This window comes from Mycobacterium sp. RTGN4, from assembly GCF_033804635.1.
Taxonomy (GTDB): domain Bacteria; phylum Actinomycetota; class Actinomycetes; order Mycobacteriales; family Mycobacteriaceae; genus Mycobacterium.
On sequence record NZ_JAPZLB010000014.1, the window covers coordinates 105,175 to 128,680 of the forward strand.

Sequence of the window (23,506 nt, forward strand, 5' to 3'; positions counted from 1 at the left end):
TCGGGTCAGGGTTGGATGAGGACCTTGAGCGCCTTGCGGTCGGCCATCGCGCGGTAGCCGTCCGGGACGTCGTCGAAGCCGATCGTGCGGTCGAATACCTTGCCCGGCTCGATCGAACCGTCGAGGATGTCGGGGAGCAGTTCTTCGATGTAGGCCCGCGCAGGCGCGGCGCCGCCGGTGAGCGTGATGTTGCGGAGCATGGTATCGAAACCCATTGGCACCTGGGTATATTGGGAGACTCCCAGCCTGCTGATGACACCGCCATCGCGGACGACGCCGACCGAGGTCACCAACGACTGCTCGGTGCCGACGCATTCGATGACGGCGTGGGTACCGTCACCGCCGGTGAGCTCGCGCACCCTTGCGACCCCTTCCTCGTTGCGTTCGGCGACGACATCGGTGGCCCCGAACTCGCGACCGAGGTCGGTGCGATCGGTGTGTCGGCCCATCAGCACGATCTGCTCGGCACCAAGTCGCTTGGCGGCCAACACCGCCGACAGTCCGACGGCACCGTCGCCGACCACCGTCACGGAGCGACCCGGCGCAACCCGCGCCGTGACCGCGCCGTGGTGGCCGGTGCAGAACACGTCGGACAGGGTCAGTAGGGAGGTGAGCAGCGCCGAGTCCTCAGCGACGGGCAGCTTCACCAATGTGCCTTGGGCCTGCGGTACCCGAACGGCCTCGCCTTGGCCCCCGTCGACGCCTGGCGCACCCCAGCCGCCGCCATGCCGACAGGAGGTGTGCAGCCCCTCGCGGCAGAAATCGCAGGTGTTGTCCGCCCAGACGAACGGCGCGACGACGAGGTCGCCCGCCTTCAGGCCGGACACGTCGGACCCGACATCCTCGACGACGCCGAGGAATTCGTGTCCCATGCGGCGGCCGCGCTCCTTGACGGGCATCGAGCCGTAGGGCCACAGATCGCTGCCGCAGATGCAGGAGCGCACGACGCGCACCAGCGCATCGGTCGGCTCTTGCAAGGTCGGGTCGGGGACGTGCTCGACGCGGACGTCGCCCGCGCCGTACATCACGGTGGCTTTCATTGGAGTTCCTCTCGTTGTCTGCGCTGGGCGCGCGGTGTTGGCCGGCGCAGTCGTATCGCTATGCGGTGACGGCGCCGAGGCTCGGGGAACTCACGAACCTCGCGCTTGTTGTGCACTGCTCCGACGGTAGGCCGAACGCGCCGGGACTGGGAGGGCCTGTCATTACCTGGAACGTCGGGTCCCCCGACAGACTGGGCGCAGCAGTCGGCCCCTCCCTCCGATGGTGAACCTCGGATGGAGGGGCCGCTGCGTTCGCGTCCGCTCAGGGTTTACGCGGCGTGGTGGCGACCACTCCCTGAGCCGCTCTTGCCGCTCTTGCCTGCGCCGGCCCCGGAGGAATCGTGCGAACGCGCATGCCTTCCGCCGTTGTCGCCTGCCGACGCGCGGTGCTTGCCCGGCGTCTTGGCTGGCTTGTTGCCGGTGTCACCCGCGTCCGAGGCCGCGGGCTTGGTGTCGGCCGCCTTGGTGTCGGACGCCTTGGTGTCGGCGGCCTTGGTGTCGGCTGGCTTGGTGTCGGCCGTCGTGGTGTCGGTCGGCTTGGTGTCGGCCGTCGTGGTCGCGTCCGTGGCCTTGGTGGTGTCCTCGGCGTCGGTCGCCTTCGTGGGCTTGACCTTCAGCGCCAGCGGGGTCTTGAGACCCACCAACGCGGACTTCAGGCTGGGCAACGCGGTCGGGGTAGTCGCGGCGGTGTCAACGCTGGCGAGGGCGACCGTTTCGGTTTTCGCAGCCACCGGAATCGTCGGCGGCTTCAGCGCATCGGCAATGAGGCCCTGCAGCGTCTGCAGACCGGCCAAGGTGCCGCTTGTTTCGAGCGCACCGCCGGGGCCGCTAGACAACGCGGGGCTCAGAAGGCCGCCGAACACGGCGTGCAGCAAGCCGGGCGGAAGTCCAAGGCCGGGAGCTACAAGGTCTCCGATGTCGGGTCCCAATCCTCCGTTGAGCACACCGCCGGCGATCACGGCAGGAGCATCGACGATGGCGCTCAGCACACTGCCCGCGTCGCCCGTCTTGACGGCGTCGATCACGCCCTGAAGCGCGGTGCCGGCGGCAGCCGGGGCCTCGACCAGCGGGCCGATGAGACCGGAAGCAGCCAATAGCACGTTGAGCGACTGATCGGTCGGGATGTTGAGCACGTTCACCACGTTCTGCAACGGGTTGACCAGGATGGTCGCGACCGGGCCCAAGCCGCTGACTGCATCCACCAAGGACTGCAACGGCTCGGAAATGACGCCGAGCGCCGGGCCGAGCACGTTGGTCAGCGGGAAGATGGGCGCGAGCGCAGCGAGTAGCACGTTGTTGACGGCGCCCTCGACGTTGGCGTCGGTGAGGTCGGCGAACGCGCCCTGCAGCAGTGGCGGCACCGTGGTGGTCAGCGCGGTGGACACCTGGCCGAACGCGGTCTGCAGCGCCGTCACGAGGGTCTGCAACGCGGTGGGTTCGCCGGCGAGCAGATGCGCCAGACTCGACGAGGGATCCGCTGAAGCCGCATTGGTCACGGCGCTGGTGAGCGCGTCCGTACTAGTCGGAAGTGCCGCCAGAAGTGCTTGGAAGCCGGTGAACTGATTCGACAGCACCTTGGTCAGGACCGGAGTCGGATTCTTCGCCGCTGCTTGCAGGATCGGCTGGAGGTTGGCCACCGCCGCGTCGAACACCTGCGTGTAGGCCGCGAACGGGTTCGCCAAGGCGGCGAGGTCGACCTCGGCCGACTGAAGCGATGGCAGGTGTACCGCCGGCAGATGAATGTCGGGCATCGGCGGTGCCATGGGTGAGACCGCGATGACGCTTGCGCCGACCATGGCCACCCCTGCGGTGAGGTACGACCTGACGGCTAGTTGTCGAGCTTCTGTGTGCACAAATACCCCTTGATAAACAGCGATGTAATGAGGAACACAGCAGAAGATAAACGTTCTTACCGGGGAGTAACAAGTGAATTCCAAAAGCGGCAGTCACTGTCAGAATTAAACGGGTAGAAACGGTGGACAGTACCTTCACTGCAGGTCAGTGCGCCATATCATGCACTATCTCGAGCGTCAATAATCATTTTGCATGAGGCGGATTGACGGGGGCTGGCGTCGGCGGGACATTGAAATTCGTGGATTAATTCGTCGAATGCCTCGGTATTTCTTACGGCATGCTGTGAACGCGCAGTCATGCGGAATTCATGCGCAGAATCGGTCCTAATTAATTTGCATTAGCCCTAGCCGTCAGCGGCGCTAGCGGTCTTCGATCGACTCGACGAACTGAGCCCGCGACGGCCCGGGCTCGAAGGGATCGCCGAAGTACTGCGTCTCGCGGACGACCTCACCGCGCTCGAATTCCATGACGCTCACGACGTAAGACGGTTGTCCGTCGTAGGTGAGCACGAGTTCGCTGATCCACAGATTGCCGCCGCCCAACACCCGTCGCACGGTGAACCGCTTGCTGTTTGGCTGCGCGGCGCGCGACGCCTGGATGTTGTCCCGGCCGCGGATGCGCTCACCCGACTGCGGGTAGGTCAGCACCGCGTCGGCTCGGTACATCTGATGCTCGGTCTCAAAGTCGTTGGCGTCGGACGCTGCCCAGTGGCGCTCCAAAGCGGCCCTCACCTCATGATCACCCATGGCCGTCATTGTGCGCGTCGATGTGGCGTCGTCTCTTCTTTTCGCCATCGCGCTCTTGGGTGGATTGGTTGGTGTCGAATGTGGCGAATCAGGTTGTAAACCAACGGTATCGACCGCTCCTACGGAATCGAACAGTTATGCTCGCCGCGGCGAGGCGTCCGTCGACACCATCCGCGCACGAATCACTTGCTGAGTCCTCACCACCCATAGGCAAGGCGAGCGGTCCATGCGAAAGTCACCCGCCCTTCTGCTGGCCTGTGCTGCGCTTCTGGCGGCCTGCTCGTCGTCCTCCGATTCGGCAGGCTCGAGCCCGGCCCCGACCCCTAGCGCCGACAGCCGCGGCGGTATCCCGCCCGGATACCCGATCGACGTCGACGTGGTGGCGCCGCTCGTCATCACGACCATCGGGCCAGACCCGATCCCGGTCACGGGAACGGACGGCAAGGTCCATGTGGCCTACGAGCTTTCGGTGCTGAACTCCGGGCCCCGCCCGGCGACGATCACGAAGCTGGAGACCCTCGCCGACGGGCCAGCGGGCGCCGCCGTCGCCACGATCGGACAGCAGGAGGCCGTGGAGCGGACCCTCCTGATTCCCAACCTGTCGCCCGTCCCCGTCACCGAGATACCCGCGGGACGCACTGCGGTGCTGGTGCTCGACGGCGTGTACGACACCCGCGCGAAGGTCCCCGCGGACGTCACCCACCGACTGTCCGTCACGCTCGGTAAGGCGTTGCCGGAGTACCAACCGGTCAGCGCGCGGTACCCGGACTCCGTCATCCAGATCGGTGGTGCGGTCCGCACCAGCGCGGCGTCTCCGGTCGTGATCGGGCCGCCGCTCGCCGGCGACGACTGGGTGGCCGGCAACGCGTGCTGCGTCGTCTCGCCACACCGTGGCGCGGTGATGGGGGTCGGCGGGAGGCTCAATGGCAGCGAGCGCTACGCCATCGACTGGTTGCGCGTCGACCCCGCGAAGAGCCCAGCCTCCACACACCGCGGCGACGGAACGCGCAACGAGGACTACCTCGCCTACGACGCCCCGCTGCTAGCCGTCGCCGACGGCACGGTCGCGGCGGTGGTGTCCGACAACAAGGAGGCCACGCCGCAGGTCATCACACCCGACCAATCCTTCGAGGAACTCGGCGGAAACTACGTCATCATCGACATCGGCGACGGCAACTTCGCCTTCTACGCGCACATGATCCCCGGCTCGGCGTCGGTGAAGGTCGGTGACAAGGTCACCCGCGGCCAGGTCATCGGACGTCTCGGCAACTCCGGCAATACGTCGGAGGCCCACCTGCACTTCCACGTCATGCGGGCCCCGGTTCCGCTCTCCAGCGACAACGTGCCCTTCGAGATCGACCGGTTCACCTTCGTCGGCACGTTCAACGATGACCGCTTCGTGTCAGAGGCGAAGCCCAGCGCGCGCACCAACCAGCTGCCGCTGGCGTGGGATGTCGTCGACTTCCCACCCGCTGCCTAAGTCTTAACGACGCGCGTGGTGCCCCCACCAGGGCTCGAACCTGGGACCTGCGGATTAAAAGTCCGTAGCTCTACCAACTGAGCTATAGGGGCGCGGGTGATCAGAATACTTGTCGCTGTTGCGCACCGATGGCGGGGCGCGTCCGGGCGACCCGTTTGAGGATTCGGGTGTCGATCACCTAAGCTATGCAAGCTCCTAACGTGGTCGCGTTGCGAGTACCCCGGAGAGATTCGGATAGGCCCCCATCGTCTAGTGGCCTAGGACGCCGCCCTTTCACGGCGGTAGCACGGGTTCGAATCCCGTTGGGGGTACACGCGGCGCCCGCGAGGGAGTTGCAAAGCAAGGCCCTGTGGCGCAGTTGGTTAGCGCGCCGCCCTGTCACGGCGGAGGTCGCGGGTTCGAGTCCCGTCAGGGTCGCCAAACGGCGAGGCATTCAATGCCTCGCCGACCTGGCCAGGTAGCTCAGTCGGTACGAGCGTCCGCCTGAAAAGCGGAAGGTCGCCGGTTCGATCCCGGCCCTGGCCACTCAGTTTGTCGTTGCTGTTCAGCACCATTTGTCGCGAAATCTCGTCACCAAGATCTGACCACGCGGCGCTTCTGTGCCTCGCTGGCCGCAACCCATACGACTTTTCCAGTACCCGGGCCGCCGCTACCTACGCGGGCAAAGGCCGATCCCAACCACAGAGCCGCGACCAGTTTGGGGCGCTTTCGGTGCCTGTACTCGTAGTCGACGTTTGTCGGCTACGAGTGTCCGAACGGATCTGAGTTGGAAGGCAATAGGGCAATGAACACACCTCCGATCGTGTCGCCGCAGGAATGGGAGTCAGCGCGCCAGCGGCTGCTGGTGAAGGAGAAGGAGTTGACTCGCGCCAGCGATTCCGTGGCCGCCCTGCGTCGGCGGATGCCATGGCTGGCCGTGGACAAGGACTACGAATTCGTCGGTCCCGAGGGCAAGGCGAGCTTGCTCGAGCTGTTTCAGGGACGCCGTCAGCTGATCGTCTACCGGGCGTTCTTCGAGCCCGGCGTGTTCGGCTGGCCCGAGCACGCGTGCCGCGGCTGTTCGTTCGCGGCCGATCACGCTCCGCCTGTCGCCCACCTCAATGCCCGCGACACCACCTTGGTCTTCGCCTCACGCGCGAACCAGGCCGACATCGAACGGGTAAAGGCGCGGATGGGCTGGAAGACGCCCTGGTACACCATTACTGACGGATTCGACGTCGACTTCGGAGTGGACCAGTGGCACGGCACGAATGCGTTCATTCGAGACGGCGATCGGGTCTATCGCACCTACTTCGTCAACAACCGCGGAGACGCCGCCTTGGGGACCACGTGGAGCTACCTCGACATCACCGCGCTGGGCCGCCAAGAGGACTGGGAAGATTCGCCGGACGGCTACCCACAGACCCCGCCGTACGAGTGGTGGGACTGGCACGACGCGTACGGAGACACCCAGCCTGCCCAATGGTGGCCGTACCGCGACGAGGACGATGACAACCCTGCCGACTCCCGGCCCAGAAGCACCGGCACGCGGGCCCGCCGTTCAGTGTGAGCCGGGAGGCGCGGACGTTTCCGAGTGCCGTTGCGCCGCTCAGGCGTTTCTCGCGTCAGGGCTTGACGAAACCCCGGTCACGCTCGTGGCCGGGGTTTCGTGCACCTCTTCCCACTGGTCCGTGGCCCGAATAGCATGGGGTACCGACACTTTCGCTGGTTTCGTTTGAGTTGATCCACAGTCTGGGTTTCATCCACAGATCCGGGTTCGGGGGTGGCCGGGCGTGTAGTCGGTGATTACCTTCGAAAGTGTGTTCGAACAAATCCTGGCCTCCATCACCTCAGCGCGGTCCCCCGGTGACCGCGTCCGGGCCTGTGCCCGGTTGGAGAACGCCGCCTGCGCCGCCCGACTCGCCGCGATGGCCGACATGCTCGCCGCCGCGTACGCCGCCGACGGATCCGCCGAACGCGACCAATGGCACCTCGACAACTGGGCCGCGGTCTGCGCACAGATCGGCGCCGCCCACCAGGTCACCAGCGGCGTGGCCTCCGGACTACTCATGGATGCTGTCACCTTGCGCGAACGGCTACCCCAGGTGGGTGCCCTGTTCGCCGAGGGACTGATCTCCTACCGGTTGGTGCACGCCATCTGTACCCGCACCACCCTGGTCCGCGACCCCGACGCCCTACGCGCGCTAGACGCCGAGTTGGCCACCGAACTACGCCACCGTGGCGCGATGTCGGTGTGTGAGGCCGAACGCACCATCGACACCCTGGTCTTGAAACACGACCCGCATGCGGTGCGCCGCACCCAATCCACCAGCCGGGCCTGCAGCATCGACGTCTACGTCGAGGACTCCACCGGCATCGCCCATGTCTCGGGCACCGTGCTGGGCACCGACGGCAAGGCCTTCGACCAACGCCTGCACGCGCTCGCGGGCACCGTCTGCGACCGCGACCCCCGCACAATCGATCAACGCCGCGCCGCCGCACTCGGAGCGTTGGGCTTCGGGTGGGACCGGCTGCCGTGCCTGTGCGAACAGCCCGACTGCGAGGCGGCCTCCAAGCCGGCCGGCGGCGGAGTCGTCATCCACGTCATCGCCCGCAGCGACACCCTCGACACTCCCGCGGCTGAGGGCCCACCACCGACGCCCGAGTCGACGCCCCAGCCGGAGTCCACACCCGAGCGCGAAGGTGCTACTCCCACTCCACCGGTGGGCAACCTGGACGCCCAACGCCGCGCCCTGCACGGCCAAGCCCCACCGCTGCTGCCCAAACCCTGGTCGGCCTACAACTGGACCGCCCTGGTAGCTGCAATCAACGCCGACCCCGGCCAGCACTGCCCCGCCTCACCCGGCATCATCCTCGGCGGCGCGGTGCTGCCCGCCCCGATCGCCGCCCAGGCCGCGATGCACGCCACCCTCACCGCACTCGCCCACCCCGGCCAAGCCCCACCCGAACCCCGCTACCGGCCCTCGAAGAAACTGGCCGAATACGTCCGCTGCCGCGACCTGACGTGTCGGTTTCCTGGCTGCACCAAACCCGCCACCGTCGCCGACATCGACCACACCATCCCCTGGCCCTACGGGCCGACGTGTGCGTCGAACCTGAAATGTCTATGCCGCGAACATCATTTATTGAAAACGTTCTGGCCCGGCTGGCACGATGAGCAGTCACCCGATGGCACCGTGCACTGGACCGATCCCGACGGCCACACCGCCACCACCCACCCCGGCAGCCGACTACTGTTCCCCGAACTCTGCACCCCCACTGCGGAATTCACCACCACCGGCACACCCCCGGCCAAACACACCTCAGGCCTCACCATGCCCAAACGCAAAACCACCAGAACCCAAGACCGACGGCAACGCATCGACCACGAACGAAAACTCAACGCCCAGGCGAACGAATAATGGATGCGCGCCCGTAGGGCTTTCTCCGCGAATACCGTTTGGCTACAACGCATCCCAACCCATGCGTGCGATTCTGGCGCTCAGCGTGGGAGTGAGCGCGGCAGTCCGAAGGCCGGGAGTACATCGTTGTCGAAGCGGGTGATGCCGCCAATCTCGTTGCCGCACAGGGTGAGGACCAACAGACCGGCCCCGTGCCGGAGGCCTCCGGCGGTAGGAGTTAGGTAGGCGCCGAACGCCACCTGGCCGTTGGCCCGCGTCGGCACCAGGTGGTATCTCCGCTGCGACAGCACATGAGCGAAGAAGCGCCTCACCACGTCGCGACCGTGGTATTCGAGGGGGATCGGTGGCATGGAGACGCGGACGTCGGCGGTGAGCAACTCGACGACGGCATCGACGTCCCCAGCCTGATAGGCGCGGACGAACTTCGTCACCAGCGCCTGTTCGACGGGGGAGTCGGCAACAGGTGGCGGCCCGTGCTCGTCGGCCAGCCGTAGTTGCAGACCGGAGCGCGCTCGCTTGAGCGCACTGTTCACCGATTGGACCGTGGAATCGAGCATGTCGGCGACCTCGCTGGCGTGGTAGCCGAGCACGTCCCGCAAGATCAGCACTGCGCGCTGCCGCGCAGGTAGCACCTGCAGCGCGGTCATGAAGGCCAAGGAGATGGCTTCGGTCTGTTCATAACGCGCTTCCGGCCCCAGCGGCACGGCGACCGACCCTTCCAGGAGGGAGTCGGGATAGGGCTCGAGCCAGACGATTTCGCCCAGCCCGGTCGGATCCGGCAGATCAAGGGCGGCGATGTCCCACTCCTTGACCGGGCGTCGGCTGGCTGCGCGCAACGCGTTGAGGCATCGGTTGGTGGCGATTCGGTAGAGCCAGGTGCGTATCGAGGCACGTCCCTCGTACCCACCGAGCCCCTGCCAGGCTGACAGCAGCGCATCCTGCAGCGCATCCTCGGCGTCCTGAAAGGACCCCAGCATCCGGTAGCAGTGCACCAGCAGCTCTCGCCGGTGCGGCTCGGTCAACTCGCGGAACGCCGCGTCGTCCCCAGCGCGCGCCCGCGCGATCAGTTCGGTTGTCGCCACGTGTCACCACCACTCCTTCAGCCTCGTGTGCCGTTTTCATCGGCTCGTCGTACTGACCCCAGCGGGTTCGGAAACTAGGCGCTCGCCGTTGGCCCAATTTGATCGTGCCGCGGTGCCTACCTCTTTGACAGCTCGAATTACACGAAACAGGAGGCGCAATGACGATCGCAGGCAAGACCGTGTTGGTGACCGGAGCCAATCGCGGCATCGGAGCGGCGTTGGTCGCAGAAGCGTTGAGCAGGGGCGCCAAGCACGTGTACGCCGGTACGCGCCAACCCCTGGCGCAGCAGGACGGTCGCGTTACGCCCGTAGCCCTGGACGTGACCGATGCCAGCCAGATTGAGGCCGCGGCGCACAGCATCGACGCCCTGGACATCCTGGTCAACAACGCAGGCGTGTCGGTCTATGACGACCTCACCGACCGCGCCGCGCTCGAACAGACCCTCGCGGTCAATCTCTTTGGCACGTACGGCGTTACCCAGGCGTTCCGGCCCCTGCTGACTGCGTCGCGGGGAGCCGTCGTCAACGTCTTGTCGGTGACGGCCTGGGCCGCGATACCCGTCATTCCGGCCTACTCGATCTCCAAGGCGGCCGCCTTCTCCCTGTCGCAGTCGCTGCGCGCGCTCCTGGCCGGACGCGGCGTGACCGTGCACGCGGTGATGACTGGTCCGGTGGACACCGATATGTCGCGCGCCCTTGACATCCCAAAGGCCGCCCCGGAATCGGTGGCACGCGCCATCTTCGACGGAGTGCAGAACGGGGACGAGGAAATCTTCCCCGACGACATGTCGGCGTCGCTGGCCGAGGACTGGCGACGCGGCACCGCTAAGGCCCTCGAACGCCAGTACGCCGGCCTCGTCGCCGCGACACCCACCACCTAAGCCTCGCTCAATCCCTTGGTAGCCCAACGAAAGAAGACGACATGAGTGACTCAACGGTGGCGACCACGATGGTCGTCGGTGCCAGCAGAGGCTTGGGGCGCGGTATCGCCCGCGCGTTCGCCGAAGCCGGCGCCCCCGTCATCGCGGTCGCCCGCACCGCTTCAGCACTGGCCGAGCTCGGCGCCGCCGGCGCGAACCTTCACACCGAAGTCGCGGACGCCACCGACCCCACCGCTGCGTGGAGCCTGCTGGACCAGTACGAGCCACGGAACCTCGTCCTGGTCGCGGGCGCCAACCCGGTGATGCGTCCGCTGCAGCACCAGACCTGGGAGACGTTCTCGGCCAACTGGAACGCCGACGTCAAGATTGCCTTCACCTGGCTTCGTGAGGCACTTCTCAAACCCCTGCCCCCGGGCAGCCGGGTCGTGGTCATCAGCAGCGGAGCAGCGATCAACGGATCACCGGCCAGCGGCGGGTACGCCGGAGCCAAGGCCACCCAACGATTCATCGCGGGCTATGCCAACGACGAGTCGGAACGTGCCGGGCTTGGCATCACCGTCACGGCGGTCATGCCCAGGATGACTCCGTTCGGTGACGTGGGACGGCGCGGAGTCCGGGCGTACGCCGCCCGCACCGGTCAAACCGAGGAGGCCTACCTGCAGCAACTAGGGACGCCACTGACGCCCGAAACCGCCGGTAGTGCCGTGTTGGACCTGGTAGGCAAGGATCCAGCGACGCTGGCGGCGGGATACCTGCTCACCGGCGCCGGCCTGCAGTCACTGCCATGACCGGGAAGGGTTGTGCCCGCGACAGGTGTTCCTAGGGTGGGATACATACCCATCCACAGGAACGAGGCACCGCCCATGACCGCAGATCTGCCCGACACCGCACTGGAACTGCGTTCGTTGGTGACGTCGCAGGGCACGCTGGAGCTCTCGCTGCACGACGTCCCAGTCCCGACCCCGGCGGCCAACGAGGTGTTGGTGCGCGTCGAAGCTTCGCCGATCAACCCCTCGGACCTCGGCCTGCTGATCGCGGGCGCCGACATGGCGACCGCCACGGTCGCGGGCAGCCCGGAGCGCCCCGTCGTCACTGCACAGCTGGGGCCGGGAGCCCTGGCTGCGCTTTCGGCCCGGGTCGACAAATCGCTTCCGGTGGGCAACGAAGGCGCGGGCCTCGTCGTTGCCGCGGGGTCATCAGAGGCAGCGCAGGCCCTTCTGGGGCGCAGGGTGGGGATAGCCGGCGGTGCGATGTACACGCAATACCGTGCGGTCGACGCGGCCGCGTGCCTCGTCTTGCCGGATGGGGCCACGGCGAAGGAGGGGGCGTCGTCCTTCGTCAATCCGCTGACGGCCCTCGGAATGCTGGAAACCATGCGCCGCGAAGGTCATTCGGCCCTAGTGCATACCGCTGCCGCGTCGAACCTCGGCCAGATGCTCGTCAAGATTTGCGCGAAGGACGGGGTGCCGTTGGTCAACGTCGTCCGCAAGCCGGAGCAGCAGCAGCTGCTGAAGTCGCTTGGTGCGACCCACGTGCTCAATTCGGGATCGCCGTCGTTCACAACCGATCTGGTCGAGGCGCTCAAGGCGACGTCGGCCACACTTGCGTTCGACGCCACGGGTGGAGGCACGCTCGCGAGCCAGCTCCTCAGCGGCATGGAGCAAGCGGCCAACTCGAGCGGGGCCGAGTACTCCCGCTACGGGTCCACCGTCCACAAGCAGGTCTACATCTACGGCGGACTCGACACGGGTCCGACGACCCTCAAAAGGGACTTCGGGATGGCCTGGGGGATAGGCGGTTGGCTGCTCACCCCGTTCCTCATAGGGGCGGGCGCCGACGTCGTCGGTCGGCTCCGGGCCCGCGTGGCGGCCGAGCTCACCACGACGTTCGCGAGTGCGTACACCAGCGAGGTTTCACTGGCCGGCATGCTCGCGCCCGAGGCGTTCAACGCCTACAACAAGCGTGCGACGGGCGAGAAGTTCCTCATCACCCCACACGGAGTCGTGGCCTAACGGCAAACCCACAGAGCACAAAGGCTTCTGCTTTCAGCTTGCTTGCGTTAGCTGTACTCGAGTACATCGAGTTAACGACAGGCATCTCACGCGTGAACCACTGGAGCCCCTCTACGGAGGAAGCGGTTGAACGGGTGCGCGCGCACTACGACGCGGCACCTTACGAATCACACGCGTATCCGGAGTCGGCGCCTGGCCGGATCGCGGCGATCGCGCACCTGCTGGGCTTGGACACGGCCGAGGTACCGACGGCGCGCGTCGTCGAAATCGGCTGTGCCGCAGGGGGCAACCTCATTCCGTTCGCCGCCGAGCACCCGCAGGCCCGCGCGGTGGGAATCGATCTGTCGCGGGTGCAGATCGAACGCGGCCGCGTACTCGTCGAGGGGATGGGCCTGGACAACCTGGAGTTGGTGATCGGCGACATAGCGGCCATGGACCTCGCGCCGCTGGGTCAGTTCGACTTCGTCATCTGCCACGGTGTGTACAGCTGGGTGCCGGAGCACGTTCAAAGCGCCATCCTGCCTGCCATCCGCGCCCTGTTGGCTCCCGACGGCGTGGCCTACGTGAGCTACAACGTGTACCCGGGCTGGAAGAACAAGGAGATCGTGCGCGACGCCATGATGCTGTTCGGTGCCGAGGCGACGACGCCGGATCAGAAGGTGAGCCACGCGCGCGGCCTGCTCGAATTCTTCGACGACGTCGCCCCCGAAGGTGGCGTGCTCGCCACCGCGTTGGGTGACTACCAGGCCTTTGGCGGCAAGGCCGACGACTATTACCTGTTGCACGAAGAACTCGAGACGTACAACCTGCCGTGCTACTTCCTCGACATGTTGGAGCGTGCCGGAGCGCATGGGCTGGCCTACCTCGCCGAGGCGCGGCCCCAGGTCATGTTCGCGGGCAACTACGGCGACGAGATCTCGGAGAAGCTGCTCAAGAAATGTGGGCACAGTCAGGTGCTGATGGAGCAGTATCTGGACTTCGTCGTCAACCGCACCTTCCGCCAGACCCTGCTGGTACATGGCGAACGCGTGCCGAGTATCCGCTATCAACTCGACCGAAACCGTTGGGAGTCAGTGCACTTCGCAGCTCAGGTGCCGCCTGCCGACGGCGCCACCCGGTTGGACCAAACACCTCAGGAATACGGTGCGCCTGGCGAGTCGACACTGGTGACCGATGATCCGATCGTCAAGGTCGCGCTAGACACATTGAACGCCCACTGGCCGTGGACGCTGACCCGGCAGGAGCTGACGGACATGGTGCGGGCACGCATTCGGTCTGCCGGGGTCGACGACACCGAAATGGCGAAGCGCATCGACGACCTGTTGGAGTACTTGATCTTTCGCGGACACGCGCATTATCGGCTCGACCCGGTAGCGCCACCGCCGGAGTGCTCGCCTGCGGTGCCCAGCCTGTTCGAGCCGACCCGACGCATGGCGGGGCTGACACGCACCGCGGCCGAGGCCACCACCTTCAACCGCTGGCACGAGACGGTGTTCTTGGGGCCCGTGGATCGCTATCTGTTGCCACTGCTCGACGGCTCGCGTGATCGGGATGCGTTGGTGGACGCACTGCTGGCCGTCGCCCGCGACGGGCTGATCTGGTTGCAGCGCGACGGCAAGCGGGTGGCGGACGAAGCGGCCATGCGTGAAGCCCTGGCCGAGCACGTCGACGCGCTGCCGGAGCGGTTAGCCGAACTGAAGCTGTAAACGATTGAGCCCCAGCGTCATAGGTGACGTTGGGGCTCAATCGTGTCAGCTGGATCAGCCAGGCGGTGGCGGTGGCGGTGGGGCATTAGGGTCGACAGGATCCGGCAGGAACTGCACGGGCCCCAGCGGCAAGTTCGTCCCCGGCGGCGGCGCCGTGCCGGGAAGTGGTTGGCCGAGTTCCTCCTGCGGCACCTGGCCGAGGAACCCGCCCTTGAGCATTCCGGCCCGCTTCATGTCGATGAACCGGCCGAACCACTCGCGTTTCGACACATCTGAGTTCTCTTCGCCAGGAGCGACGTCGAACTGTTCGCCCTGCCCAGGTGCCGCAGGCTTCACGTTCTGCTGCACGCCGTAGGCGTTGTTGAAAACGTTGAGGTTGGGTACGACTCCAGGATCTTGGCCGGGCGCCAAGGGCACCGGGTTCTGGCCCAGGATGCTGTTCCGGTCGATTCCGTTGACCGCCGGTGCGCCCAAACCGCCTGGGACCGGGTCTGCGCCGGCTTGTGCCAGCGGGCTGAGGCCGTTCGAGTTGAGTTGCCCAACCATGGGCACCGTCGGGCCGGGCGGGGGCGGCGGTGCGGGATCGGCCGGTGCGGCCGGATCGGCAGGCAGCGGATCGGGCGGCGGATCCGCAGCGGCGGTCACCGAGAAGGCGACCGCCGCTCCGAATGCCAACGTTCCGAGTGCTGCCACGTTCGCGACCGTCTTCCTGGCCTTGGCCAGGCGAGCTGGATCCGTCATGGCAAACAATCTCTTCCCTGAGTTAGACGGACTTCGTGACGCCGTAGTAGGCGACGATGTCGTCCGTGTCCGTGGTCGAGCTAGTCAGCGTCGCGTAGGACCGGAGGAACGACTGACCGACGCAGCCGTCCACCTTGATGTGCGTGTCCTTCAGCGTGACGCGCACCGGTGCGGCCTTGAACGTCTTCTTGTCCACGGGCACCTGGGTGACTGAACCGGGCTTGACGTGGATCTCGATGGTGCCCGAGAGCGGGAACGAGACACCCGTCGGGACGACGCCGGCGAGCGTCGAACCGGAGGTGCTGATGCCGGCCGAACCGATCAGACGAACCTGGCCGAGTTCGATGCCGCATCCGATCTGGTAGCCGGCCTCGAGGCTGCCGCCGGCCAGCGTGGTCTTGCCGCTGCCCGTGACGGTTCCGGTGAAGGTGCCGCCCACCAGGTACTCGCGCGAGGACACCGCGGTGGTCAGCGGCGCGACGGGAAGCTGAGTCTCGTCCTTGGCGACGACGGTCAGGGTCCAGCCGTCGGGGCTGGTGACGACACCCGGCTCGGCGGAGGCGACGATACCGTTGTCCGGCGGGGGTCCTGGGTCGGCGGCGGGGTCGACGGCGGGATCGGGATCGGCGAAGGCGAGCGGGGACGTCGCCACGAAGGGGATGGCGAGCGCGGCGACTGCCGTCAGGGCGAAGCGATTCAACATTGTTTTGTGCTCTCGTTTCGAAGTCGACTGGGCTTTAGACGGACTTGGTGACGCCGAGGTACGTGATCACGTCGTCGGTGTTGTCGGTTGAGGACGTCATCGTGGCGTACGACCGGATGAAGGACTGTCCTGCGCACTGGTCGGTCTTGATGCGAACGCCGGTGATGCTGACGCGAGCGGTCTTGCCCTTGAACGACTTCTTGTCGATGGCGACGGTGGTCACCGTGCCGGGCTTCAGGTAGATCTTGCCCTGCAAGCTGAGGCCGAAGCCGGCGCTCACGTCGCCACCTGAGCCGGTGAAGGGGATCTTGATGCCAGGGGTAAAGCTGGCACCGGGGTTGATTTCCTCTTCGTCGGAGATGATGCCGCAGCCGATCTGTTCGCCCGCCTCGAGCGTGCCGCCGGTCAGCTTGGTCTTGCCGCCGCCACTGACGGTTCCGGTGAACGTGCCGGCCACCAAGTACTCGCGCGAGGAGAGGGCCGTGGTCAACGGTGCGACGGGAAGCTGGGTCTCGTTGGTGCCAACCACCGAGAGGTTCCAGCCGTCCGGGGTGTTCAACACACCGGCCGGGGCGGACGGCACGGCGCCTTCTGGCGGCAGCGGGGCGTTGACGGGGACGATGGCGGGATCCGGTGGCGGATCGGCTAGTGCCAGCGGGGCGGTTCCCACGGTTAGCAATGTGGAGACAGCAGCCAGCGTGGCAAGACGATTCAACATGGTGGGGTGGCGCCTCTCATGGGTCCGAATTCAGATGGGATCCAACGGATCTTTCGCGTCGGAGCATCTAATGGCCGAGTGTCCAAACGGTGAACGGACGACAAACAATTCAGGCCAGATTAAAAGCCAGTGAGCGTCGTGCCTCCTGGCCTTAGAAAGCGGCGGGGTGACCAGGCTGCCGGCATTGCGCCGCTGGACAATACGGCGACCAATCGACAGGTAACTCTCAGACACGGGCCATGGGATGGACCTCGGGCCGCAACTGCCAGTTGGCCGGTCGTTCACTTGTTGGACATCTAATCGATCGACTGTTGACTGTCGTGTGTCCATGAGGTTCTGCAGTGTGGCTGAGCCGATGTACTTTGGGGTCGCTGAGAACCCAACTGACATGGAGGAATTCGTTGAGGCCACAGGTCGTGATCGGACGAGCAGTGCTCGCCATGTCGGTCGCGGTGGGCGTCGGGTTGTCCGTTGCGCCCAGCGCTTTCGCTGACCCCGACGACGACGTTCCGAACCCGGGAGTGCCTGGCCCGGTCCAGGTATCGGGCCAGACGTCGGACAATGCCGATCCCGCCGCGGTTCAGGCGTGCGGCCAGTTCGGCGACGTCCTCGACGCCAGCTCTACGTATTACGGCGACTTTGCCGATGCCCTCGAGACGTACCAGCAGCCGGACTACCAGGACCCCGCCACCAGCAGTAGTAATACGGTCGGACGGACTGCCCTTCGCCAGTCCGCGGCAGTGGCACTGGACGCCGCGGGCACCCCTGGGCTGAGCCCAGATATCGCGGATCCGATGCGGTCGTGGTCTTTTGGTGCCACCAAGCTGCTCATCAAGATGGGGCTGCATGGCGGCGGCGAAGGCCTCAACAACACCGCCAACGAGATGAACGACGACGCCACCAAGGTCCAGCAGGCGTGCGCCTCAGCTGGAACTCACGCCTGACGACGCGTACGAGTCGTTGTCGTCGTTGATGAGGTATGCGATCGGGGTGCTGGCCATCGGTCTTGCGCTGACCGGTTGTTCGAGTAACCCGCCCGCCGCGAAGCCGCCACCTCAGCTGGTTCCGACCTCGGCGCTCAACAAGCTGCTGCTGAGCACCGATGAGGTCAACGCCGTGATGGGGACAAGGTCGTTGACGCCGCAGTCGACCGACACCACGATGGCCGACAACCGGAATCTGCTACCCAACCTCAACTGTCTTGGCGTGTGGCAAGTCGCCGAGTCGGCGATCTACGGACCGAGTGACGGTGACCACGGGTGGCAGGGGATGCGCAGACAAACGTTGCGGACCCCCGACGTCGATACGTGGGACACCCTCGCCGCGCAGTCCGTCGTGTACTACCCGACCACGGAAGCCGCGGGCGACTTCTTCGCACAGTCGGCGGACCGCTGGTCGAAATGCGTCAACCATCACGTCAACATCACGCTCAACGATCAGCCGCTGCCCAAGTGGTTGAGTGGTGACCTCGGCAAGACCGATACCCAGCTGTCCATGCCCATCACCCGCGGCGAAGGTGCCGAGGTGCGCGCTTGCCAGCACGTGCTCGAGCGCGCGGTCAATCTGATCATCGACGTGGAGGCGTGCAAGTCGCAGACCGCGCCGGTGACCGCGGCGGCGGAGCTGGCCGCCAAGATCAAGGCCAAGTTGCCCAGCTAGCTGACCCGGCAGGCCGAGTTCGACATCAGGGCTGCGGTACCTTACCCAGATGGTGAGGCCTGCGCAGACGGCGCGCAGCGAGCGAACTCGCGATGCCCTGCGCCAGGCTGCGTTGGTGCGCTTCTTGGGACAGGGCGTCGAAGAGACCTCCGCCGAGCAGATCGCCGCCGACGCCGGAGTGTCCCTGCGCACGTTCTACCGTCACTTCACCTCCAAGCACGATCTGCTGTTCGCCGACTACGACGCTGGCCTGCAATGGTTCCGCGCCGCGCTGGCCGACCACTCCGGAGAAGAGTCGCTCATCGACTCCGTGCATGCGGCCGTGCTCTCGGCGCCCTACGACGTCGAAGCGGTGTCGAAGATCGCCGAGCTGCGCGCACAGGAGCTCGATGCCGGCCGCATCGTGCGCCACATTCGCCAAGTGGAAGCTGATTTCGCGGAGGCCGTCGAGGAATACCTCACTCAGGACGACGACCCCCCTGCGGGCACCGACGAACGTTTGCGAATCACCGTGACGGCCAGATGCATTGCCGCTGCAGTGTTCGGAGCGATGGAGGTGTGGATGCTCGACGAGCACCGTCAGTTGCCCGAACTGGCACGGCTGTGTCGGACCGCGCTCGAGTCGGTGGCAGCGGGGTTCGCGGCAACCACCCGGTAGAGACACACGGTGAAGTTTCGTCATTATTGACAAAACTTTTGCCTCAAGCCAGACTCCTCTCATGACGGATTTCGACGCGATTGTCATCGGTGCGGGCCACAACGGATTGACCGCGGCCACGTTGCTCCAGCGTGCCGGGCTGCGCACGCTGTGCCTGGATTCCAAGCTGTACGCGGGCGGAATGGCCTCGACCGTCGAACTGTTCGACGGGTACAAGTTCGAGATCGCCGGTTCGGTCCAGATTCCGACGTCGGCAAAGGTGAGCCGTGAACTGGGTCTCGACGAACTACCCACCGTCGACCTCGACGTGATGTCGGTGTCGCTGCGCGGCGTCGGCGACGAGCCGCTGATCTACTACACCGACCCGATGAAGCTGATGATGCACATCAACGAGGTGCACGGGGCCGAGGCCGTCAACGGCATGGCCGGGCTGATGGCCTGGTGCCAGGCCCCGACCCGGGCACTGGGACGTTTCGACGCAGGCCAGCCCCCGAAGACGCTCGACGAGATGTACGCCTGTGCAACAAACGAATTCGAGCGGTCAACCATCACCGACATGCTCTTTGGTTCGGTCACCGATGTGCTCGACCGCTATCTGCCGGACCGGGAGAAGCACGGCGCGCTGCGCGGGATGCTGTCACTCCTTGCGGTCAACACCACCTATCGTGGGCCCGCGACGCCAGGTACCGCGGCGGCCTTGGCGTACGGGTTCGCCGTTCCTGACGAGAATGCGCTGCTCGTCAAGAAGTTGCGCGGCGGCATCGGGGCACTCACCACCCATCTCTGCGACGTGTTCGCTTCCAGCGGTGGCGAATTGAGGTTGCGTAGCAAGGTCGAGGAGATCCTGACCGCCGATGGGCGTGTCACGGGTGTGCGACTCGAGGACGGATCGACGATCAGCGCGCCGATCGCCATTTCCGGGGTGGCCCCCGACCTCACGCTCAACCAGCTGGTGGCGCCGAACGCAGTGCCCGACGATGTCCGCGAGCGCTTTTCGCGCATCGATCATCGCGGTAGCTACTTGCAGATGCACTTCGCGCTCGACGGCGTACCGGAGTTCGCGGCGCCCTATGAAGTGCTCAATGATCCTGCGATGCAGTCGAACATCGGAATCTTCAGTACCCCGGAGGAATTACAGCAGCAGTGGGAGGACTGTCGGCGCGGCGTCGTACCCGCCGATCCCGCGATAGCGCTGCAGATCCCCTCGGTGAACGATCCAGGGTTGGCGCCCGCGGGCAAGCATGCCGCTTCGGCCTTTTCGCTGTGGTTCCCTGTCGAGGACACCACGTCGAGTTACGGTGAGATGAAGGTCGAGATGGGTCAACGGGTCATCGACAAGATCACCAGACTGGCCCCCAACTTCGAGAGCCTGATCAGTCGGCACACCACGTTCACTCCAAAGCACATGGGCACCATGTTCGGCGCGCCCGGCGGCGACTACTGCCACGGGCTCATCCACCCCGACCAGATCGGCATCAACCGGCCCGGGCCGAAAGGTTACTCAGACCAACCGATTCCGATCGCAGGGCTCTACCTCGGCAGCGCCGGATGCCACGGCGGTCCTGGCATCACCTTCATACCCGGGTACAACGCCGCTCAGGAGGCGCTGGCCGACGCGCGTTAGTTGGTCGGCTGGTCGTCGGGTTCGGAGACCGTCAGGACCGCCTCTGCGACGTAGGGGTTCTGCTCCAGCCGGTGTTCCAACTCGCGCAGGGTGCGGGCAATCGTGGATTCGGCCGCATCACCGACCAGGTCGACGCTGGCGATCACGAAAAGTCGTTTCGGGCCGATGAATTCGGGCCGCAGAAACCGAACCTCTGCGACCTCGGGGAACCCATTGAGCTCGGCCTCGAGCGCCTGTTTGATGCGCGGTGAGCCGGGGTCGCCGGTGAGGAATTGCCGGTTGCGATCGATCAGGAAGAATGCAACGACGCCGAGCAGCACGCCGACCAAGATCGAGCCAGCCGCATCCCATGCCACCGCTCCCGTCAGCTGGTGCAGCAGGATGCCGAAGAACGCGATCGCGATGCCGATCAACGCCGCGGCGTCCTCGGCGAACACGGCGCGCACGGTCGGGTCCGAGGTCTGAACGGCGAATTCGAGCACACTGGCGTCGAATTCGACTGCTTCCCGCCTCAATTGGCGGACAGCCTGCAGAAGTGAGGTGCCCTCCAGTAGGAACGCGACGGCGAGCACCACATAGGCCAGCCGGTAGTCCTCGCCACCTTCGCCGCCGTGAATGAACTCGGTGACCCCGCGAAATATCGAGACCACCGCTCCGACGACGAACAACCCGACCGCGGCGAGCAGCGACCAGAAATACGCTTCGCGCCCATATCCCAGCGGCCTACGCGCGTCGGCGTCCCTGGTGCTCCTTCGGTTGGCGACCAGAAGGAAGACCTCGTTGCCGGTGTCTGCCCAGGAGTGGGCGGCCTCCGCGGTCATCGATGCAGAACCGGACACTACGGCGGCGAAGGTCTTCGCTGCGGCGATCACGAGGTTCGCACCGAACGCGACGAGCACGGTGAAAGTGCTGTCACCCCCGGCCTTCACCACCGCGGGTCAGTCGCCCCGGCGCTCGAGCTGCGCCATCCAGTCCTGCGGGACGCGTTCGGAGGGCCCCGGCGCGGTCTGATCGGCGGGATGGCATTCCGGTGGAGCGAGTTCCGGCCCGTCGTAGTACTCATTGGTGTCGTAGTTCCAGAACCAGTCCTCGCCGGGCTCGAACGACCGGATGATCGGATGGCCGGTGGCCCGCCAATGCGCGGTCGCATGCCGGGCCAAGGAGTCGTCGCAACAGCCGATGTGCCCGCACGCGCTGCAGCGCCGCAGATGCACCCACCAGCCGTCGACGGCCTCGCATTCGACGCAGCCGGTGCCGCTGGGAGGGACGGACGGATCGACGGCATCGCTCATGGGCCGAAGCCTAACGCTGGCAGCGCCAACACGTTCGAACCATCTGGCAACCGTTTCGCTCTGCGAAATCAAATCAATGTGAGCGAAAGTGGCGACGACCGACACACCAGCATGTTCACCAATTGACGTCGGCGTTTGCCAGAATGCACCTTTGACGGCTAATCCCGGTGCTCTTAGTGTCCGGCAAAAGTTGACGACGATGGGAATGCACGTGGGATCCGCAATCGAGTGTTCGCGCACGGTGGCACTGACGCCTCCGTCGCAGCGTAGCTCGTCGTCGCGCGTGGCCCTGCGTCAGTGACGTAGCCAAACCGATGCGTCAGTCGATCGGCGGTAGCCCGTGAACGGCACCGCCTGGACCAAACCAGCTTTTGCGGTGGGCGACTTCATGGTGCTCGCCGGTGAGACCTTTGCTGCGATGTTCCGCAGGCCGTTTGCATGGCGCGAGCTCATCGAACAGATCTGGTTCGTGGCCAGGGTGTCGATTGTCCCCACGCTGGTGCTGTCGATTCCCTACACCGTGCTGATCGTCTTCACCTTGAACATCGTGCTGATCGAGGTCGGTGCAGGCGATCTGTCCGGCGCCGGCGCAGCGCTCGCATCGGTCACGCAGGTCGGGCCGGTGGTCACCGCCATCGTCGTCTCCGGGGCAGGCGCCACCGCCATGTGTGCGGATCTTGGTGCCCGCACCATCCGCGAGGAGATCGACGCGCTGAAGGTCATCGGCATCAACCCCGTCCAGGCGTTGGTGGTACCCAGGGTCATCGCGGCGACTTTCGTTGCGCTGATGCTCTATTCAGTAGTGGCGGTCGTTGGGTTGGCCGGAAGCTACTTCTTCGTCGTGTACGTCCAGAACGTCACGCCAGGCGCATTCGCTGCCGGGCTCACCCTGCTGACCGGCCTCCCTCAGGTCATCGTGTCGCTCGTCAAGGCGCTGCTCTTCGGGCTGTCCGCCGGGCTTATCGCTTGCTACAAGGGGCTTTCCGTCGGCGGCGGCCCGACGGCCGTCGGCAACGCCGTCAACGAGACCGTCGTATTCGCGTTCATGGCGCTGTTCCTGATCAACATCCTGGCCACCGCGTTCGGCGTCAAGGTGGCTCCGACGTGACGGTCGTCGACCGCACGCGCCGGCTGGGCGAGCAGACGGCCTTCTACGGCCAAGCCCTCGCCTCCACCGGCGATGCCGTGCGGCGGTACCCCGGCGAGGTGCTGCGACTGATCGCGACCATGGGATTGGGCACCGGCGCACTGGCGGTCATCGGTGGCACGGTCGTCATCGTCGGCTTCCTCACGCTGTCGACCGGCGCGCTGATCGCCGTGCAGGGCTATAACACCCTGTCCAACGTCGGCATCGAAGCGCTGACCGGATTCCTCGGCGCGTTTCTCAACGTCCGCTTCATCGCGCCCGCGACGGCCGGCGTGGCGCTGGCCGCCACCATCGGGGCAGGCGCGACCGCCCAACTCGGCGCCATGCGCATCAACGAGGAGATCGACGCGCTCGAGGTGATGGGCATCCGCGCCGTCACCTATCTGGCGTCCACCCGCATCGTGGCGGGGATCGTCGCCGTCATCCCGATCTACACGATCGCCGTCCTGATGTCATTCCTGGCGACGCGATTCGGCACGACGGTCATCTACGGCCAGTCGCGCGGCGTCTACGACCACTACTTCTCCACGTTCCTACAGCCGACGGATCTGTTGTGGTCCTTCACCGAAGCCCTGACGATGGCTGCCGCCGTGATGGCGGTGCACACCTACTACGGGTTCACCGCGACCGGGGGACCGGCGGGCGTCGGCGAAGCGGTCGGACGCGCGGTGCGCACGTCGATCACGGCGGGCGTCTTCATCCTGTTGACCATCACGCTGTCCGTCTACGGGCAGTCCGGCAACTTCCACCTGTCGGGATGAC

22 protein-coding genes and 4 tRNA genes are annotated in these 23,506 nt (G+C 65.8%); 16 read left to right on the forward strand and 10 right to left on the reverse strand.

Annotated elements, in window-relative coordinates; genetic code table 11:
* Positions 1-5: 5 nt before the first annotated feature.
* The 3 genes from SLQ30_RS25670 to SLQ30_RS25680 all read right to left on the reverse strand — a co-directional run bounded on the left by SLQ30_RS25670 (position 6) and on the right by SLQ30_RS25680 (position 3,640).
* The gene (locus tag SLQ30_RS25670) at positions 6-1,040 is read right to left on the reverse strand and encodes a zinc-binding dehydrogenase (protein WP_319449576.1); all 1,035 of its coding nucleotides are present in this window, start codon (positions 1,038-1,040) and stop codon (positions 6-8) included.
* 269 nt (positions 1,041-1,309) lie between these two features.
* The gene (locus SLQ30_RS25675) at positions 1,310-2,893 is read right to left on the reverse strand and encodes a hypothetical protein (protein ID WP_319449575.1); all 1,584 of its coding nucleotides are present in this window, start codon (positions 2,891-2,893) and stop codon (positions 1,310-1,312) included.
* Between the two features lie 360 nt (positions 2,894-3,253).
* Positions 3,254-3,640: a nuclear transport factor 2 family protein gene (locus SLQ30_RS25680; RefSeq protein WP_319449574.1), complete on the reverse strand. Its 387-nt coding sequence runs from the start codon at positions 3,638-3,640 to the stop codon at positions 3,254-3,256.
* Between the two features lie 226 nt (positions 3,641-3,866).
* On the opposite strand from SLQ30_RS25680, the gene SLQ30_RS25685 reads away from it, so the two are divergent.
* A complete protein-coding gene (locus tag SLQ30_RS25685; protein WP_319449573.1) occupies positions 3,867-5,120 on the forward strand; it encodes a M23 family metallopeptidase in 1,254 nt (417 codons plus the stop codon).
* 16 nt (positions 5,121-5,136) lie between these two features.
* On the opposite strand, the gene SLQ30_RS25690 is transcribed toward SLQ30_RS25685, so the two are convergent.
* A tRNA-Lys gene (locus SLQ30_RS25690) sits at positions 5,137-5,212 on the reverse strand.
* A gap of 146 nt (positions 5,213-5,358) precedes the next feature.
* Between SLQ30_RS25690 and SLQ30_RS25695 the strand changes: the two genes are divergently transcribed.
* From SLQ30_RS25695 to SLQ30_RS25715, 5 genes are all read left to right on the forward strand, one after another.
* Positions 5,359-5,431 (forward strand) — tRNA-Glu (locus SLQ30_RS25695).
* Positions 5,432-5,463: 32 nt separating this feature from the next.
* Positions 5,464-5,540: transfer RNA gene (locus SLQ30_RS25700), tRNA-Asp, on the forward strand.
* A gap of 31 nt (positions 5,541-5,571) precedes the next feature.
* Positions 5,572-5,645: transfer RNA gene (locus SLQ30_RS25705), tRNA-Phe, on the forward strand.
* A gap of 259 nt (positions 5,646-5,904) precedes the next feature.
* A complete protein-coding gene (locus SLQ30_RS25710) occupies positions 5,905-6,669 on the forward strand; it encodes a DUF899 domain-containing protein (protein WP_319449572.1) in 765 nt (254 codons plus the stop codon).
* Between the two features lie 250 nt (positions 6,670-6,919).
* Complete coding sequence (locus tag SLQ30_RS25715; RefSeq protein WP_319449571.1) at positions 6,920-8,521, forward strand: DUF222 domain-containing protein; 1,602 nt, start codon at positions 6,920-6,922, stop codon at positions 8,519-8,521.
* An 80-nt stretch (positions 8,522-8,601) separates the two neighbouring features.
* Here SLQ30_RS25715 and SLQ30_RS25720 read toward each other — a convergent pair whose 3' ends face one another.
* The gene (locus SLQ30_RS25720; RefSeq protein WP_319449570.1) at positions 8,602-9,603 is read right to left on the reverse strand and encodes a sigma-70 family RNA polymerase sigma factor; all 1,002 of its coding nucleotides are present in this window, start codon (positions 9,601-9,603) and stop codon (positions 8,602-8,604) included.
* A 158-nt stretch (positions 9,604-9,761) separates the two neighbouring features.
* On the opposite strand from SLQ30_RS25720, the gene SLQ30_RS25725 reads away from it, so the two are divergent.
* The 4 genes from SLQ30_RS25725 to SLQ30_RS25740 all read left to right on the forward strand — a co-directional run bounded on the left by SLQ30_RS25725 (position 9,762) and on the right by SLQ30_RS25740 (position 14,202).
* Complete coding sequence (locus tag SLQ30_RS25725) at positions 9,762-10,484, forward strand: SDR family NAD(P)-dependent oxidoreductase (RefSeq protein ID WP_319449569.1); 723 nt, start codon at positions 9,762-9,764, stop codon at positions 10,482-10,484.
* Between the two features lie 41 nt (positions 10,485-10,525).
* On the forward strand, positions 10,526-11,272 hold the full coding sequence (locus SLQ30_RS25730; protein WP_319449568.1) for an SDR family oxidoreductase: 747 nt from the start codon (positions 10,526-10,528) through the stop codon (positions 11,270-11,272).
* A gap of 75 nt (positions 11,273-11,347) precedes the next feature.
* Complete coding sequence (locus SLQ30_RS25735) at positions 11,348-12,496, forward strand: zinc-binding dehydrogenase (protein ID WP_319449567.1); 1,149 nt, start codon at positions 11,348-11,350, stop codon at positions 12,494-12,496.
* A 134-nt stretch (positions 12,497-12,630) separates the two neighbouring features.
* A complete protein-coding gene (locus tag SLQ30_RS25740) occupies positions 12,631-14,202 on the forward strand; it encodes a class I SAM-dependent methyltransferase (protein ID WP_319449566.1) in 1,572 nt (523 codons plus the stop codon).
* Between the two features lie 54 nt (positions 14,203-14,256).
* On the opposite strand, the gene SLQ30_RS25745 is transcribed toward SLQ30_RS25740, so the two are convergent.
* The 3 genes from SLQ30_RS25745 to SLQ30_RS25755 are packed head-to-tail and all read right to left on the reverse strand — an operon-like array spanning position 14,257 to position 16,364.
* The gene (locus tag SLQ30_RS25745) at positions 14,257-14,943 is read right to left on the reverse strand and encodes a hypothetical protein (protein WP_319449565.1); all 687 of its coding nucleotides are present in this window, start codon (positions 14,941-14,943) and stop codon (positions 14,257-14,259) included.
* Between the two features lie 22 nt (positions 14,944-14,965).
* A complete protein-coding gene (locus tag SLQ30_RS25750) occupies positions 14,966-15,646 on the reverse strand; it encodes an MspA family porin (protein ID WP_319449564.1) in 681 nt (226 codons plus the stop codon).
* Between the two features lie 34 nt (positions 15,647-15,680).
* Positions 15,681-16,364 (reverse strand): MspA family porin, encoded by a 684-nt coding sequence (locus SLQ30_RS25755; RefSeq protein ID WP_319449563.1) that lies wholly within the window; start codon positions 16,362-16,364, stop codon positions 15,681-15,683.
* A gap of 401 nt (positions 16,365-16,765) precedes the next feature.
* On the opposite strand from SLQ30_RS25755, the gene SLQ30_RS25760 reads away from it, so the two are divergent.
* The 4 genes from SLQ30_RS25760 (at position 16,766) to SLQ30_RS25775 (ending at position 20,305) form a co-directional block, all read left to right on the forward strand.
* The gene (locus SLQ30_RS25760; RefSeq protein WP_319449562.1) at positions 16,766-17,308 is read left to right on the forward strand and encodes a hypothetical protein; all 543 of its coding nucleotides are present in this window, start codon (positions 16,766-16,768) and stop codon (positions 17,306-17,308) included.
* Between the two features lie 28 nt (positions 17,309-17,336).
* Positions 17,337-18,023, forward strand: coding sequence for a sensor domain-containing protein (locus SLQ30_RS25765; protein ID WP_319449561.1), 687 nt, complete (start codon positions 17,337-17,339; stop codon positions 18,021-18,023).
* Positions 18,024-18,072: 49 nt separating this feature from the next.
* Entirely contained in the window at positions 18,073-18,681 is a 609-nt protein-coding gene (locus SLQ30_RS25770) for a TetR/AcrR family transcriptional regulator (RefSeq protein ID WP_319449560.1), read from the forward strand.
* Between the two features lie 61 nt (positions 18,682-18,742).
* Positions 18,743-20,305, forward strand: a complete 1,563-nt coding sequence (locus tag SLQ30_RS25775; protein WP_319449559.1) for an NAD(P)/FAD-dependent oxidoreductase — start codon at positions 18,743-18,745, stop codon at positions 20,303-20,305.
* Here SLQ30_RS25775 and SLQ30_RS25780 read toward each other — a convergent pair.
* Together SLQ30_RS25780 and SLQ30_RS25785 are read right to left on the reverse strand one after the other, a co-directional pair.
* Positions 20,302-21,237, reverse strand: coding sequence for a cation diffusion facilitator family transporter (locus SLQ30_RS25780; RefSeq protein WP_319449558.1), 936 nt, complete (start codon positions 21,235-21,237; stop codon positions 20,302-20,304). The genes SLQ30_RS25775 and SLQ30_RS25780 overlap by 4 nt on opposite strands.
* A 6-nt stretch (positions 21,238-21,243) precedes the next feature.
* Positions 21,244-21,597 (reverse strand): UBP-type zinc finger domain-containing protein, encoded by a 354-nt coding sequence (locus tag SLQ30_RS25785; RefSeq protein WP_319449557.1) that lies wholly within the window; start codon positions 21,595-21,597, stop codon positions 21,244-21,246.
* A gap of 340 nt (positions 21,598-21,937) precedes the next feature.
* On the opposite strand from SLQ30_RS25785, the gene SLQ30_RS25790 reads away from it, so the two are divergent.
* Complete coding sequence (locus SLQ30_RS25790) at positions 21,938-22,705, forward strand: ABC transporter permease (RefSeq protein WP_319449556.1); 768 nt, start codon at positions 21,938-21,940, stop codon at positions 22,703-22,705.
* Positions 22,702-23,505, forward strand: coding sequence for an ABC transporter permease (locus SLQ30_RS25795; RefSeq protein ID WP_319449555.1), 804 nt, complete (start codon positions 22,702-22,704; stop codon positions 23,503-23,505). Before SLQ30_RS25790 ends, SLQ30_RS25795 begins: the two co-directional genes overlap by 4 nt.
* The last annotated feature ends 1 nt before the right edge of the window (position 23,506 follow it).